Source organism: Providencia sp. M-27, from assembly GCF_011077905.1.
GTDB classification, from domain to species: Bacteria; Pseudomonadota; Gammaproteobacteria; order Enterobacterales; family Enterobacteriaceae; genus Providencia; species Providencia huaxiensis.
In genome coordinates, this window is sequence record NZ_JAALBT010000014.1 from 1 (window position 1) to 14,500 (window position 14,500).

Sequence of the window (14,500 nt, forward strand, 5' to 3'; positions counted from 1 at the left end):
CCGTGAGAGTCAAGCAATTTTTTGCTTTTTCTTTTCAGAATCTCTCGCTGCCGTTTCAGTGTTCATCGCGCTTTGCGTTGTCTTGTTCCCGGTCAGTGGTGGCGCATTATAGGGAGTCAGAAAAATCTGGCAAGTGTTTTTTTGAAAAAAACTTTCAAGTGACTACATTTTATACTTTACGACCAATTCTCAAACAAAAAAAGCAGTTTTATACGTAATTTGATATAAAAAAGGTGGCTAATGATAGCCACCTTTTGATTCTACAATAATATCAATTACTGTTTAGCAACAATTTCGTCATTTTCTACATCTAAAATGACTGGTTTACCTGGCAATAACCTACCTGACAAGATTTCTTGTGCCAGAGGGTTTTCAATTTCCTGCTGAATTGCACGTTTCAATGGCCTTGCTCCGAAGATTGGGTCAAAACCAGCCTCCCCAATTTTCTCAAGTGCAGCTGGTGTTGCGCTGACTTCATAGCCGTGCTCTTCAAGACGTTTGTATAAACGAGCCAGTTGAATATTAGCAATATTCGTAATTTGCTCTTTACCTAATGGATGGAATACAACGACTTCATCGATACGGTTAATGAATTCAGGCCTGAAACTATGAGATACCACTTCCATCACCATATCTTTCATTTCTGAATAACCAATCATGCCAAACCTTTCTTGGATTAAGTCAGAACCCAAGTTAGATGTCATAATGATCACCGTATTACGGAAGTCTACCGTTCTACCTTGCCCATCCGTTAAGCGTCCATCATCAAGCACTTGCAATAAAATGTTGAAAACATCAGGGTGTGCTTTCTCAACTTCATCCAATAAAATGACGGAATATGGACGACGTCGAATAGCTTCGGTTAAATACCCACCTTCTTCATAACCGACATAACCTGGAGGTGCGCCCACTAAACGCGACACCGCATGTTTTTCCATAAATTCAGACATGTCGATACGAACCATTGCATCATCGCTATCAAACATGAAGTTTGCTAACGCTTTACACAACTCAGTTTTACCTACCCCTGTTGGCCCTAAAAACATAAACGAGCCAATTGGGCGATTTGGGTCTGATAACCCTGCACGGCTACGACGAATTGCATTCGATACTGCAACGACCGCTTCATCTTGCCCAATAACACGCTGATGGAGTTGCTGTTCCATGCGTAACAGTTTTTCTCTTTCGCTTTCTAGCATTCGAGATACTGGGATACCAGTCCAACGCGCTAAGATTTCAGCAATTTCAACATCTGTTACTTTGTTACGTAACAGTTTCATGCTTTTACCTTCAGCTTTCGTTGCTGCTTCCAGCTGTTTTTCCAATTCTGGAATTTTACCGTATTGCAATTCGGACATTTTTGCCAAATCACCCATACGGCGTGCTTTTTCCATCTCGATACGTGTATTTTCAAGTTCAGCTTTAATATGCTGAGTACCCGTTAATGATGCTTTTTCAGCTTTCCATTCTTCTTCTAACGCAGAATATTCACGCTCTTTCTCTGCAAGCTCTTCTTCTAACATTTCAAGACGTTTTTTACTTGCGTCATCCGATTCTTTTTTCAGCGCTTGCTGTTCAAGTTTGAGCTGAATAATACGACGTTCCAGCCTATCCAAGGATTCTGGTTTCGAATCCATTTGCATACGTAAACTTGCACCCGCTTCATCAATCAAGTCAATTGCTTTATCAGGTAACATACGGTCAGTAATATACCGATGTGATAACGTTGCTGCCGCCACAATCGCTGGGTCTGTTATCTGTACGTGGTGATGCAATTCATAACGCTCTTTTAAACCACGTAAAATGGCAATTGTGTCTTCAACAGATGGCTCTGCCACATACACTTTCTGGAAACGACGCTCTAAAGCAGGGTCTTTCTCAATGTATTGACGGTATTCATCTAATGTGGTTGCACCAACACAGTGTAATTCACCGCGAGCTAGAGCCGGTTTTAACATATTACCCGCATCCATCGCACCATCGGCTTTACCTGCACCAACCATGGTGTGTAACTCATCAATAAACAGAATGACGTTACCTTCCTGTTTGGCAAGATCATTTAGAACCGCTTTCAAACGCTCTTCAAACTCACCACGATATTTCGCACCCGCAATCAGCGCCCCCATATCCAGGGATAATACGCGTTTGTTTTTTAGCCCTTCTGGTATTTCACCATTTACAATACGTTGTGCTAACCCTTCAACAATTGCTGTTTTACCAACACCTGGCTCACCAATCAGCACTGGGTTATTTTTAGTACGGCGTTGCAGTACTTGAATGGTCCGACGAATTTCTTCATCTCGACCAATCACTGGGTCTAATTTGCCTTGCTCTGCACGTTCGGTTAAATCAACAGTGTATTTTTTCAAGGCTTGGCGCTGGTCTTCAGCGCTTTGGTCATTCACTTTTTCTCCACCACGCATCTGTTCTATTGCCTTTTTTAAATTATCTTTATTAACACCAGCAGCTTTGAGCATGTCTGCTAATGTCGTATTGGCTTCTAAAGCTGCGACAAGAAATAATTCTGAGGAGATAAACTCATCTCCGTGCTTTTGTGCCAACTGATCACATAAATTCAAATGACGCATTAAGTCACTTGATGGTTGAACATCGCCCGCTACACCTTGCACTTGAGGTAAACGCCCTAATGCATCTTCGACTTTTTGCTGAAATTGTACGGCATTCACGCCTAACGTCGTCAGCAATGGACGAACTGTGCCACCCTCTTGATTAAAAAGGGCACTTAATAGATGAATAGGTTCGATAAACTGGTTTTCGCGCCCAAGGGCTAGTGATTGGGCGTCAGCGAGAGCTTGCTGGAATTTATTCGTTAAACGGTCCAGACGCATAACACCTCCAATAAATGAGATTAAATTTGCTACTGGATACTAGATGAGGTCAGTTATTAAATATTCAAGTTTCGCAAGGAATTATTTCTGTTATATCCGTTAATTTAGAACAAAACACCAACGCTAGGTATTTATCCATATTAATGATGCCATCCTGCCGGTTTTTCCTTCCCTTCGATAGGAAAAAAATCTGTTTTTATCTGTTACTGTACAAAAATCACCACCATAGACCTTCGTTACGCCAGCAGCCTGTAGTTTTTTACGTGCTAATAAATAAATATCAGCTAGATATTTATCATTATAAGGAATAAAGGCAGAGGCTAAATCAGATGATTGATTAACAAAAGCCTCTTTGACTTCTTTACCAACTTCAAATTTTTCAGCACCAATAGCGGGGCCAAGCCAAGCGATAATTTCATTTGCAGGACTAATAAACTGATTGATTGTATTTTCAAGAACCCCATGACATAGCCCGCGCCACCCTGCGTGGGCTGCTGCCACTTCCGTTCCTGCTTGATTAGTAAATAACACAGGCAAGCAATCCGCAGTCATAATAGCGCAAACTTGCCCTACCTGATTGCTATACACGGCATCTGCTTGCCTATTGTGAACTTTCTTACCAACAAGATTGAGCACATCCGTCCCATGAACTTGCTCAAGCCAAACAGGCTGTTGTGGCAGCTGAGCAAGTTTTTCAAGGCGCTGACGATTTTCACTGACGGCATTGGGGATATCCCCAACATGATCACCTAAATTCAAGCTATCAAAAGGTGGTAGGCTCACACCACCTGCACGCGTTGTACTACAGCTCGCTATGTTGTTAGGTTGTGGCCAATCAGGGAAAATCAATGTATTCATTACCAGTCCATATCGTCTTTATGCAGTTCAGTATCTGCTTTTAGAGCTTCAATAAGCTTAACCATATCATCAGGTAACGGTGCATGCCACTCCATTTGAATACCTGAAATTGGGTGATATAAGCGTAACATGGTGGCGTGCAGTGCTTGCCTATCAAAATTACGCATCACTTCCAGAAATTCTTCTGTCGCCCCTTTTAATGGACGCGGACGGCCACCGTATAAAGGGTCACCAATTAATGGATGATTGATATGGGCCATATGGACACGGATTTGGTGGGTTCTCCCCGTTTCCAGACGTAAACGTAACCGAGTATGGGCTCTAAAGTGCTCCATTATTCGATAATGCGTTACCGCAGGTTTCCCCATTGGATGAACAGCCATATGCGTTCTTTTAGTTGGATGACGAGAGATAGGTTCTTCTACCATGCCCCCCGCAGTCATACGGCCTACTGCAACCGCTTCATATTCACGCGTAATTTCTCTACGTTGCAATGCTTCGACGAGGTGGGTTTGAGCAGGAACTGTTTTTGCTACAACCATTAAGCCAGTGGTGTCTTTATCTAAACGATGAACAATACCGGCTCTTGGCACATCTGCAATTTCAGGATAGCGATATAACAACGCATTCAAAATTGTGCCATCAGGGTTCCCTGCACCAGGGTGAACAACTAAATCACGCGGTTTATTAATAATTAAGATATCTTCATCTTCATAAATCACATTAAGTGGGATATCTTGTGGTTCCCAGCGATTATCTTCTTCAATGAGGGCATCGATTAAAATTTGTTCACTGCCGAAAACTTTTTCTTTTGGCTTATTGATAACTTTGCCATTAACCTGCACTCTATCAGCTAAAATCCATTCTTTTATGCGAGAACGTGAATAATCAGGGAACAATTCGGCCAAAGCCTGATCTAAACGTTGACCAAGCTGTGATTCAGCGATAGTTGCACTAAGTTGTACTTGTTGAGCCATAAATTAATCTACTTTTTGGTGTTTGTATTTTGACGGCAGCGCCGTTTCATTTAAAATATATGCTATTGTAACTCGAATTTTGCCGGGAGCCTTATGGATAGACTCCCTCGAAACACTCAGAGGATAACCTACACGTGATGATACGTATGAAAAATCTGGTGGCTGCAGCCACGTTGAGCCTGATTTTAGTCGGCTGTTCCAGCACTCCTGAAGTCAGCCCTGATAGCTCCCCTGCTGAAATATATGCAACGGGTCAGCAAAAATTACAGGACGGCAATTTTAAAGCAGCGATTAAACAATTTGAAGCTCTTGATAACCGTTATCCATTTGGTCCATATGCTCAACAGGTTCAATTAGACCTGATTTATGCATATTATAAATCAGCAGAACTGCCAATGGCGATAGCTGCGATTGACCGTTTCATGCGTTTGAACCCAACTCATCCAAATATTGATTATGTCCTCTATATGCGAGGCTTAACCGCAATGGCTCTGGATGATAGCTTATTGCAAGGCCTTTTTGGTATCGACCGCTCAGACAGAGACCCACAGCATGCACGAGTTGCATTCAAAGATTTCAGTCAGCTAGTTCGCTACTATCCTAACAGCTTATACTCAAATGATGCGAGTAAGCGATTAGTCTTCTTGAAAGACCGTTTAGCGAAATTCGACCTTTCTGTTGTCGAATACTACAACAAACGCGGTGCTTATGTCGCGGTTGTTAATCGTGTTCAACAAATGCTAAAAGACTACCCAGACACAGAAGCAACACGTAATGCCTTAGCATACATGGAAATTGCTTATAATGAGATGGGGCTAAACCAAGAAGCGAATAAAGTTGCGAGTATTATTGCTGCAAACCCACAATAATAACATCGTGAGATCTAAAACAGCAGCCAAGGCTGCTGTTTTTCTTTGCTAGCGGCGATTTAGTTGCTTGCTCATTTAAGGGACTAATTTTAACCCAAAAAAAGCTCCGGCTATTTACCGTTCCCCTAGCCAACCCAATCAGTGTCCCTTAATCCATTCATTTTGGCAATGCTTTTTCACCCCTTTTTTATGTGAAATCACACTTCAGATTGCTGTTACTCTTCCCCTGAATGAGATGTGATCTACATCAATTTTTTCTTAGCAAGAATAGGTATTCTGAACTCAACAAAGACGGAAACAATGAGAGGTAACTATATGATAGTGAACATTACTAGCAAGCAAATGGACATTACCCCAGCGATTCGTGAGCACATTGAGAGCCGTCTAACAAAACTCGACAAGTGGCAAGTATCCCTGATAAATACCCATATTGTATTATCAAAAGAGCCACAAGGTTTTATGGTTGATGCCAACATAAAAACAGCGACAGGAAAATTGGTCGCAAGTGCCAAACATGAAGATATGTACGTTGCAATTAATGAACTAATTAACAAACTCGAAAGACAACTCAATAAAGTGCAACACAAAGGAGAATCAAGAAGAGCATATAATAGTGTAAAAGAAGCGAATAATACTGTTACGTTATAATTTTATATTATCTATCAACTAATCTTGAACCTTACAAACGCGCTCACTATGGGCGCGTTTTTTTATGTTTCTGATCCTTACCTATTGACTTCTTAGTGAGTATCGGGTTTATTTAAATTGAATCTGATTAAAGGTATTCATATGAATCTTAATTTTGTTTTCTTTTTCTTCTTTAGCAACTCCTAATTAGGGGCTTTTGTCGTTCGAGAAAGAAAAGAAGACAAAATTAAAAAGCCCCCTCTAGGGGGCTTTTTTTATATCATAATATTAACAGGGTGGGCAGAATGGAAAACAGCACTAATTTATTGAAAGTAAGAGAAAAAATAAGCCAACTGGATAGTGAGTTACTCAATCTTTTAGCAAAGCGCCGTGGTTATGCTGTTGAAGTTGCGGAAACAAAAATTGATGATAGCCGCCCAATTCGTGATAAAGACCGTGAACGCCAGCTTTTGGATGTTTTAATTAACAAAGGCAAACCTCTAGGGCTTGATGGCTTTTATATTACTCGCTTATTTCAAATGATTATTGAGGACTCCGTTCTTACACAACAGGCAATTTTACAAAAGCATTTAAATTTAACCCCTAGTGACACTGCCCGGTTTGCGTTCTTAGGGCCTAAAGGCTCTTATTCACACATTGCTGCACGCCAGTACTCAGCCCGTCATTTTGACCAATTGGTTGAATGCAGTTGCCACAAATTCCAAGATATTTTTTCATTAGTTGAAAATGGACAAGCGGAATATGGTATTTTGCCAATAGAAAACACCAGTTCGGGCGCAATTAACGATGTTTACGATTTACTGCAAAATACGTCATTATCAATCGTCGGAGAGATTCGGCTCCCAATTAACCATTGTCTCTTAACTACAGGAAATACCGATCTCAGTCAGATCAAAACCGTTTATAGCCATCCACAGCCTTTCCAGCAATGTAGCCAGTACTTAGCGCAATTCCCACACTGGGAAATAAAATATTGTGATAGCACATCAACTGCAATGCAAATGGTCGCAGACCAAAACTCACCAAGTGTCGCAGCTCTTGGAAGTGAAGCTGGTGGCGCACTATATGATTTAAGTGTAATAGAGCATAACCTTGCTAATCAGCAAATTAATATGACTCGCTTTATTGTTGTTGCACCACAAGCAATTGAAGTCACAGAACAAGTTCCTGCAAAAACAACACTGCTTCTTACTACTGGCCAACAAGCCGGTGCTTTAGTTGATGCATTAGTTATTTTGAAAAATAATAAGATAATTATGAGCAAATTAGAATCACGCCCAATTAATGGAAAACCGTGGGAAGAGATGTTTTATGTCGATGTGCATGCAAACTTACGTTCAGATAATATGCAACAAGCTTTAAGAGAGCTTTCAACAATTACTAGGTCAATTAAAATATTAGGCTGCTACCCATCCGAAAATGTGGTTCCTGTTGAACCTGAAAAAATTACACCTTAATAAGATATAGTTAGGCTGCATTTTTCAGTGCAGCCTATTAAACTGAAACTATACTCTCACTTCAGGTTGGTGAGTCGACGGTTTCACTCTGAAATAATTGACTAGCTCCTTCAAATGGTACGCCTGTTCATTTAATGAGTCCGCTGCGACAACAGATTCTTCAACTAGACTCGCATTTTGCTGTGTAGTTAAATCAAGCTGCCCGACCGCACTATTGATTTGAGAAATCCCATCGCTTTGCTCACGGCTAGCCTGCCCAATTTCACGTAATAACGCATTCATCTCTTTTACACTATCAACCATGCCATGTATTTGTTGAGTTGCTTTTTCAACAAGTTCCATGCCTTCTTGTGTTTGTGCCGATGAATTTTCAATCAACACACGAATATCACTCGCGGAAGCGGCACTTTTTTGCGCTAATAATCTCACTTCTCCAGCAACAACGGCAAAGCCTCGCCCATGTTCACCGGCTCTTGCCGCTTCAACGGATGCGTTCAATGCTAAAATATTGGTTTGGAATGCAATCGAGTCGATTAGATTAATAATTTCTGTCATCTGTGATGATGAACCATTGATTGTACGCATTTTGTTCGTGACTTGGCTCATCATGTCACCATTATTTTGCACAATAATCGCAGCTTGGTCTGCAAGCATACTGGCTTCATGAGTGTGTTCAGTCGTGTTTTGAACCGTTGAAGTGATTTGTTCCATTGAACTGGCTGTTTCTTCAACTGATGCAGCTTGCTCTTCGGTGCGCGCGGCCAGGTTTTGGTTCCCCGCAACAATCTGCCCTGCTGCTGCCGAAATACTTTCAGAACCTTGCTGAACCTCTTGAACGATTTCTAGTAGGTGCTCTTTCATCGCATTAAGTGAATTTAATAACACTCCTGTTTCATCTTTTGAGGTAACCTGAATATCCTTAGTCAGATCCCCATTTGCAATTGACTGAGCGAAATTGACTGCATTTTCCAATGGCCTTGTAATAATTGTCGTAATATACCAACCCATTATGCAGCCCGCGCCAATACTCAAGATTGATAGCACTGCTAGTAATATTTTATTACTTTCATAGTCTGCATTAACTTTCCGGCCAATCTCTTGCATCTGCAAATCTTGAATTGCCATTAAAGTTTGAATTTGATCTCTATAATCACGTTGAATACTCGAAGTTTTCGTCATCATTTCATCAATAGCAGCTTGGCGATTATTCTCTGATAAAAAGGTATTGATGCGAGTAATTGATGAATGAAACTGTTGGCGAATAACACGCAAATCAGCCAAGACTTCTTTAGAGCGATCATCTGTAACGTTATTTTCTAAGCTTTCCATCAATTCATTAATTTTTAATGTAATTTTTGCCAACTCTTCTCTGCGTTTATCACTACCACGATCATCAAGTAAAATTAGCTCTTGGATCCCTATAAAAGAATAAAAGTTATCCATCATTTGTCCTGCGGTAGAGGCAATAGGATAACTTTCATACAGGACTTGTTTCATGCCATCATTAGCTCGATTCATATTGGCTAAAGAAAAGAGTGAACTCAGGATAATAAGCGCAACAAAACTACCAAATGCGACCGTTAACTTCATACTGATTTTAAGATTTTTAAAAAACATATATTTACCACGCTAACCATCATTTAATGAGTAGAGTTATCGATAAAATAGATGAAATCTTTATCACATAAATCGATCGATTTATAAATATTAATTTTATAAATCGATTAATTTAGAATTAAATAGTGAATAAATTTAATTTTTGGCTAAGTGGCATATTATTCGATAGAAATTATACATATAAGTACAATTGCTTATTTTAAATAAATATATAGACAAGATTAGCTAAAACAGAAGACTATGGAAGATAATAATAAATCAACAAAAATTAAAGCCCCCTACCGCCATAAAACACGATAGAGGGTGGAGATGATTATTTTCGATTATCATTTGCTCGTTGCAATAATGATTGGCTTTCTTTCATAAAATGATGGGCATCTTCGCCGAACCACTGACTAACTTGATTAAATTGGCGAATAAATTCTGCTTTATCTTTGTTCTCTAGTAGTGCTATTGAATCACCTAATAACTGATGATATCTACGTATCAATTCAACATTTTCATTTGAAGACATAATAATGTCTGCATATAGTTGAGGGTCTTGGGCAAATAGACGCCCAACCATCGCAAGCTCTAAGCGATAAATAGGCGATGATAAATCAAGCAATTGCTGTAAATCGATATTTTCCTCAGCAAGATTTCGCCCGTAAGTAAATGTTGTAAAGTGGCGTAATGCCTGAATAAAGCTCATGTTTCTATCATGCTCTTCGGCTGATATTTCTTTCAAACGAGCTCCCCAAACTAATAGTTGTTCAAGGAACCATTGATAAGCCTCTGAACTACGGCCATTACAGTAAGCAAAAACTTGCTTTGCAACACTACCAATATCAGGGCCAAACATCGGGTGAAGCCCAAGTACTGGCCCATCATGGGCTGCTAACATCGCTTCTAATGGCTGTTGCTTAATCGATGCAATATCCATCAAGACCGTGCTTTTATCCAGCCTAGGCAGTTGGTTGATGACTTGTACCGTCAAATGTATTGGCACACTAATCATCACGATGCTAGCACCTGCTACTATAGATTCTGCTTGCGGCCAATCACCTTCATTTAAGGTCTTTACTTGGTAGCCTGATAAGTTAAGGAGACGATGAAATAGCCGTCCCATTTTCCCATCACCACCAACAATCACAATGGGGCCTGCTGATGGGTTCAGTGTTTTAAACCCTTTATCATTTTCACGTGCATAAGATTCGCGCATGATCCGCCTAAGAATATCTTCAATCAGATCAGGCGGGATCCCCATACGCTCAGCTTCTGCGCGACGTGCTGCCAACATGCTTGTTTCTCGTTCAGGCACATAAATCGGTAAACCATGTAAGCTTTTCACTTCACCGACTTCAGCAACCAGTTGCAGCCTTTTTGCTAATAAATCTAATAAAGATTTATCAACTTCATCAATTTGTTCCCGTAAATGGGTTAACTCAACAGACATACCAATACCTTGATCAGCTCACTTTACTCAATTTTTGCGCACGTTGTTCAAGCACAGGTAACAATGCCTGATGTAAATTACGCAATACCGTTTCCGTCGTTTGCCAGTTAATGCAGGCATCTGTTACTGAAACACCGTATTTCATTGCGTCACGGGCTTGTTCAGATGTTTGATTCCCTTCATTAATATGGCTTTCTAACATAATACCTGTAATTGATTCATTACCATTAATAATTTGTTCAATAATAGAATCAACAACTAATGGTTGACGGCGGTAATCTTTATTTGAGTTTCCATGGCTACAATCCACCATAAGCGATGGCGCTAAACCTGCTTTTTTCATTTCCACTTCACAAGCCGCGATATCTTCAGCATTGTAATTAGGCGTTTTTCCACCACGTAAAATAACATGCCCATTACTATTGCCTTTAGTATGCAATAAACAAACTTGGCCCGATTGGTTAATTCCCATAAAACGGTGTGGCATTGCTGCTGCTTTTAACGCATTAATTGCTGTAGATAAGCTACCATCGGTCCCATTTTTAAAACCAACAGGCATAGATAAGCCTGATGCCATTTCACGGTGTGTTTGTGATTCAGTCGTTCTTGCACCAATTGCAGACCAACTGAATAGATCCCCTAAATATTGAGGATTGTTAGGATCCAGTGCTTCTGTTGCTAATGGTAGGCCCATATTCACTAAATTAGTCAACAAGTCACGAGCAATATGTAGGCCTTTTTCCATTTCAAAGGAGCCATCCATAAATGGGTCACTAATCAAGCCTTTCCAACCCACTGTTGTACGAGGTTTTTCAAAATACACACGCATCACAATATATAAGCTATCACTTAATTCTTCGGCTAATACTTTCAAACGCTCACCATATTCAATCGCAGCATCCACATCATGGATTGAGCAAGGACCACATACCACGAGTAAGCGAGGGTCGCGTTGATGAATGATATCAGCAATCACTTGACGCGATGTCGCAATGGCATGCAGGCTGCTGTTACTCAGCGGATATTTTGCTTTCAGACTCTCAGGAGTGATTAATACCTGCTCGTCTTGAATATTCACGTTGTTGAGTACATCTTTTTGCATGATCATTTTTTACCTACTTATTAGCTTATATTTGCTTAGTTTATTATTTACGTATTGTGTTTGAGTGCATGAGTAATAACATACCATGCATCGTAAACAATTCAATCCATTTATGTAAAATATTTCCATGTATGTAAATAAATATTTACATCCAAGTAATAAATTGATAAATATGAAAATTCACATAAAATTAACATTTATAATATTTAAATTAGTGTTCGATACTGATTTTTAGTAAATATTTATTTACAGATTAAGAGGTTAATCTCTCAGCTATATTCTAAATAGTTCGAGTTGTAGCAAGGCGGCAAAGTAAGGACATCGCAGGGAGCATACATCAGTATGTGACCTGTATGGCTGAACGAAGCCAACACGGCTACAACTTGAAATAGATTTTCTCAGTTGTATTCTAAATAGTTCGAGTTGTAGCAAGGCGGCAAAGGAATGAGACGCTAGGAGCATACACAAGTATGTGACTAGTGCGAATGAGTGCAGCCAACACAGCTACAATTTGAAATATGAAGAATATAGTGACGAATATAAAAAGGCCCGCAAAAGCGGGCCTCTCTATAACATAACTTTCGGATGTAGCGAAAGCGTATTACTTGGCGTTCAGACGCTCTTTGATACGAGCTGCCTTACCAGAACGCTCACGCAGGTAGTACAGTTTAGATCTGCGAACAGCACCACGACGTTTAACAGCAATGCTATCTACGACTGGAGAGTGAGTTTGGAATACACGCTCAACACCTTCGCCGTTAGAAATTTTACGAACAGTGAATGCAGAGTGCAGACCGCGGTTACGAATAGCGATAACCACGCCCTCGAATGCCTGCAGACGTTTTTTAGAGCCTTCTACGACCCATACCTTAACTTCCACGGTGTCACCCTGACGGAATGAAGGTACGTCCTGCTTCATTTGCTCTTCTTCGATTTGTTTAATAATGTTGCTCATAATAACTCTCTTACCCTAGGTAAACTGATATGTTTAGACAATTAATTGTCTGGATTCATTTGTTGCTCAGACTGATATTCCCGTTGGAATTCAGCCAGCAACATCCTCTGCTCGTCAGTCAGAGCTAGGCTTTCCAGAAGCTCAGGTCTTCTAAGCCAGGTACGGCCGAGTGATTGTTTCATGCGCCAGCTATCTATTTTAGCGTGGTTTCCTGAAAGTAAAACATCAGGAACTTGCATGCCATCTAACACTTCAGGGCGGGTATAGTGTGGACAATCTAACAAACCATCTGCAAAAGAGTCTTCTTGGGCAGAGGCTTGATGACCAAGTACCCCGGGTATAAACCGTGAAACTGAGTCAATCAACACCATCGCGGGGAGTTCCCCACCACTGAGAACGTAATCACCGATTGACCATTCTTCGTCAACTTCGGTTTGAATGATACGTTCATCAATGCCTTCATAGCGGCCACAAACGAGGATCAATTTCTCATTGGTTGCCAGCTCGCAAACACCGTCTTGACTGAGTTTGCGCCCTTGCGGTGAAAGATAAATAACCTTTGCACCCTCACCAGCCTCAGTTCTTGCTGCGTTGATTGCATCCTTAAGCGGTTGCACCATCATCAGCATGCCTGGACCACCACCATAGGGGCGATCATCAACAGTCTTGTGCCTATCGTGAGTAAAATCTCGCGGATTCCAGCACTCAAATGTTAGCAGGCCATTCTTCACTGCCCGGCCAGTTACCCCGTACTCGGTTATTGCGCGGAACATTTCGGGAAACAGGCTAATTACACCAATCCACATGATTTCGTCCCACTCATCAAAACCGTTCAACCGGAGATTTAAAAACCAGGATCCCAATCCACTTCAATAAGTTTGGCATCGAGATCGACTTTCTTGATAACCTGCCCATCAAGAAACGGAACCAACCGCTCCTTGATGCCAAATGCATCTTTTAAGTTCGCCTTAATGACCAGTACATCATTTGAACCAGTCTCCATCATGTCAGTGATGGTACCAAGATCATACCCTTGTAACGTCACTACGTGGCAGCCCATCAGGTCTTTCCAGTAGTATTCGTTTTCTAATTCAGGAAGTTGGGTTGAATCAACCGCAATTTCAAAATTAGTCAAGAGTGCTGCTGCATCGCGGTCATCGACCCCGTTCAGCTTGACGATGATATCCTTGTTATGATGTTTCCAATCTTCAATTTCAATGTGTTGCCATTGACCTGAACGTTGGATAAACCAAGGCTGATACTCAAAAATACTTTCAGCATGTTCGGTGGACGAAAAAACTTTGAGCCAACCACGAATACCGTATGCCGCACCTAATTTCCCCAATACTATTGGGTTTTCAGGTGGCTGTAGTTTAGTTTGCTTGCTCATTGTTACCACCGCGACAGATTAAGCTGCTTTCTTAGCTTGTTTGACCAGTTGTGCAACACGGTCAGAAATAGTTGCGCCTAAGCCAACCCAATGCTCAACACGGTCTAGGTCTAAACGCAGTTCTTCTGCTTGACCTGCAGCGATCGGGTTGAAGAAACCGATACGCTCAATGAAACGACCGTCACGCGCATTGCGGCTATCGGTTACAACGATTTGGTAGAACGGACGTTTTTTAGCGCCGCCACGAGATAAACGAATTGTTACCATAACATCCTCATTAGTTAACAAAACAACCAGACTCCATCGAGGGATAGAGTCCGGCTGTCATATAAAAAGCCCGAAA

At 40.9% G+C, this 14,500-nt stretch carries 13 protein-coding genes and 1 other annotated feature; of the genes, 3 read left to right on the forward strand and 10 right to left on the reverse strand.

The window, feature by feature from the left end; all coding sequences use genetic code 11:
• Positions 1-275 precede the first annotated feature (275 nt).
• The 3 genes from clpB to rluD all read right to left on the reverse strand — a co-directional run bounded on the left by clpB (position 276) and on the right by rluD (position 4,684).
• The gene (gene clpB / locus G6Q48_RS16965) at positions 276-2,849 is read right to left on the reverse strand and encodes an ATP-dependent chaperone ClpB (RefSeq protein WP_102139719.1); all 2,574 of its coding nucleotides are present in this window, start codon (positions 2,847-2,849) and stop codon (positions 276-278) included.
• A gap of 123 nt (positions 2,850-2,972) precedes the next feature.
• Entirely contained in the window at positions 2,973-3,707 is a 735-nt protein-coding gene (gene yfiH / locus G6Q48_RS16970; RefSeq protein ID WP_102139720.1) for a purine nucleoside phosphorylase YfiH, read from the reverse strand.
• Positions 3,707-4,684 (reverse strand): 23S rRNA pseudouridine(1911/1915/1917) synthase RluD, encoded by a 978-nt coding sequence (rluD, locus tag G6Q48_RS16975; protein WP_102139721.1) that lies wholly within the window; start codon positions 4,682-4,684, stop codon positions 3,707-3,709. Before rluD ends, yfiH begins: the two co-directional genes overlap by 1 nt.
• 137 nt (positions 4,685-4,821) lie before the next feature.
• Here rluD and bamD point away from each other — a divergent pair, with 137 nt between their 5' ends.
• The 3 genes from bamD (at position 4,822) to pheA (ending at position 7,658) form a co-directional block, all read left to right on the forward strand.
• On the forward strand, positions 4,822-5,553 hold the full coding sequence (gene bamD, locus G6Q48_RS16980; protein WP_102139722.1) for an outer membrane protein assembly factor BamD: 732 nt from the start codon (positions 4,822-4,824) through the stop codon (positions 5,551-5,553).
• A 315-nt stretch (positions 5,554-5,868) separates the two neighbouring features.
• Positions 5,869-6,201, forward strand: coding sequence for a ribosome-associated translation inhibitor RaiA (gene raiA / locus G6Q48_RS16985; protein ID WP_102139723.1), 333 nt, complete (start codon positions 5,869-5,871; stop codon positions 6,199-6,201).
• Between the two features lie 140 nt (positions 6,202-6,341).
• Positions 6,342-6,459: a sequence feature (Phe leader region), on the forward strand.
• 26 nt (positions 6,460-6,485) lie between these two features.
• Complete coding sequence (gene pheA, locus G6Q48_RS16990) at positions 6,486-7,658, forward strand: bifunctional chorismate mutase/prephenate dehydratase (RefSeq protein WP_102139724.1); 1,173 nt, start codon at positions 6,486-6,488, stop codon at positions 7,656-7,658.
• Between the two features lie 48 nt (positions 7,659-7,706).
• Here pheA and G6Q48_RS16995 read toward each other — a convergent pair whose 3' ends face one another.
• The 7 genes from G6Q48_RS16995 to rpsP form a co-directional block, all read right to left on the reverse strand.
• Positions 7,707-9,275 (reverse strand): methyl-accepting chemotaxis protein, encoded by a 1,569-nt coding sequence (locus tag G6Q48_RS16995; protein WP_166267715.1) that lies wholly within the window; start codon positions 9,273-9,275, stop codon positions 7,707-7,709.
• Positions 9,276-9,588: 313 nt separating this feature from the next.
• Positions 9,589-10,710, reverse strand: coding sequence for a bifunctional chorismate mutase/prephenate dehydrogenase (tyrA, locus tag G6Q48_RS17000; protein WP_102139726.1), 1,122 nt, complete (start codon positions 10,708-10,710; stop codon positions 9,589-9,591).
• A 13-nt stretch (positions 10,711-10,723) separates the two neighbouring features.
• On the reverse strand, positions 10,724-11,818 hold the full coding sequence (locus tag G6Q48_RS17005; protein WP_102139727.1) for a 3-deoxy-7-phosphoheptulonate synthase: 1,095 nt from the start codon (positions 11,816-11,818) through the stop codon (positions 10,724-10,726).
• A gap of 595 nt (positions 11,819-12,413) precedes the next feature.
• Positions 12,414-12,767, reverse strand: a complete 354-nt coding sequence (gene rplS / locus G6Q48_RS17010) for a 50S ribosomal protein L19 (protein WP_096864779.1) — start codon at positions 12,765-12,767, stop codon at positions 12,414-12,416.
• 41 nt (positions 12,768-12,808) lie between these two features.
• Positions 12,809-13,573, reverse strand: coding sequence for a tRNA (guanosine(37)-N1)-methyltransferase TrmD (trmD, locus tag G6Q48_RS17015; RefSeq protein ID WP_125893610.1), 765 nt, complete (start codon positions 13,571-13,573; stop codon positions 12,809-12,811).
• Between the two features lie 38 nt (positions 13,574-13,611).
• Positions 13,612-14,157 carry a ribosome maturation factor RimM gene (gene rimM, locus G6Q48_RS17020; protein WP_047757188.1) on the reverse strand — a complete coding sequence of 182 codons (546 nt, stop codon included), beginning with the start codon at positions 14,155-14,157 and terminating at the stop codon, positions 13,612-13,614.
• 18 nt (positions 14,158-14,175) lie between these two features.
• Positions 14,176-14,424, reverse strand: coding sequence for a 30S ribosomal protein S16 (gene rpsP, locus G6Q48_RS17025; RefSeq protein WP_004264823.1), 249 nt, complete (start codon positions 14,422-14,424; stop codon positions 14,176-14,178).
• Positions 14,425-14,500: the final 76 nt, after the last annotated feature.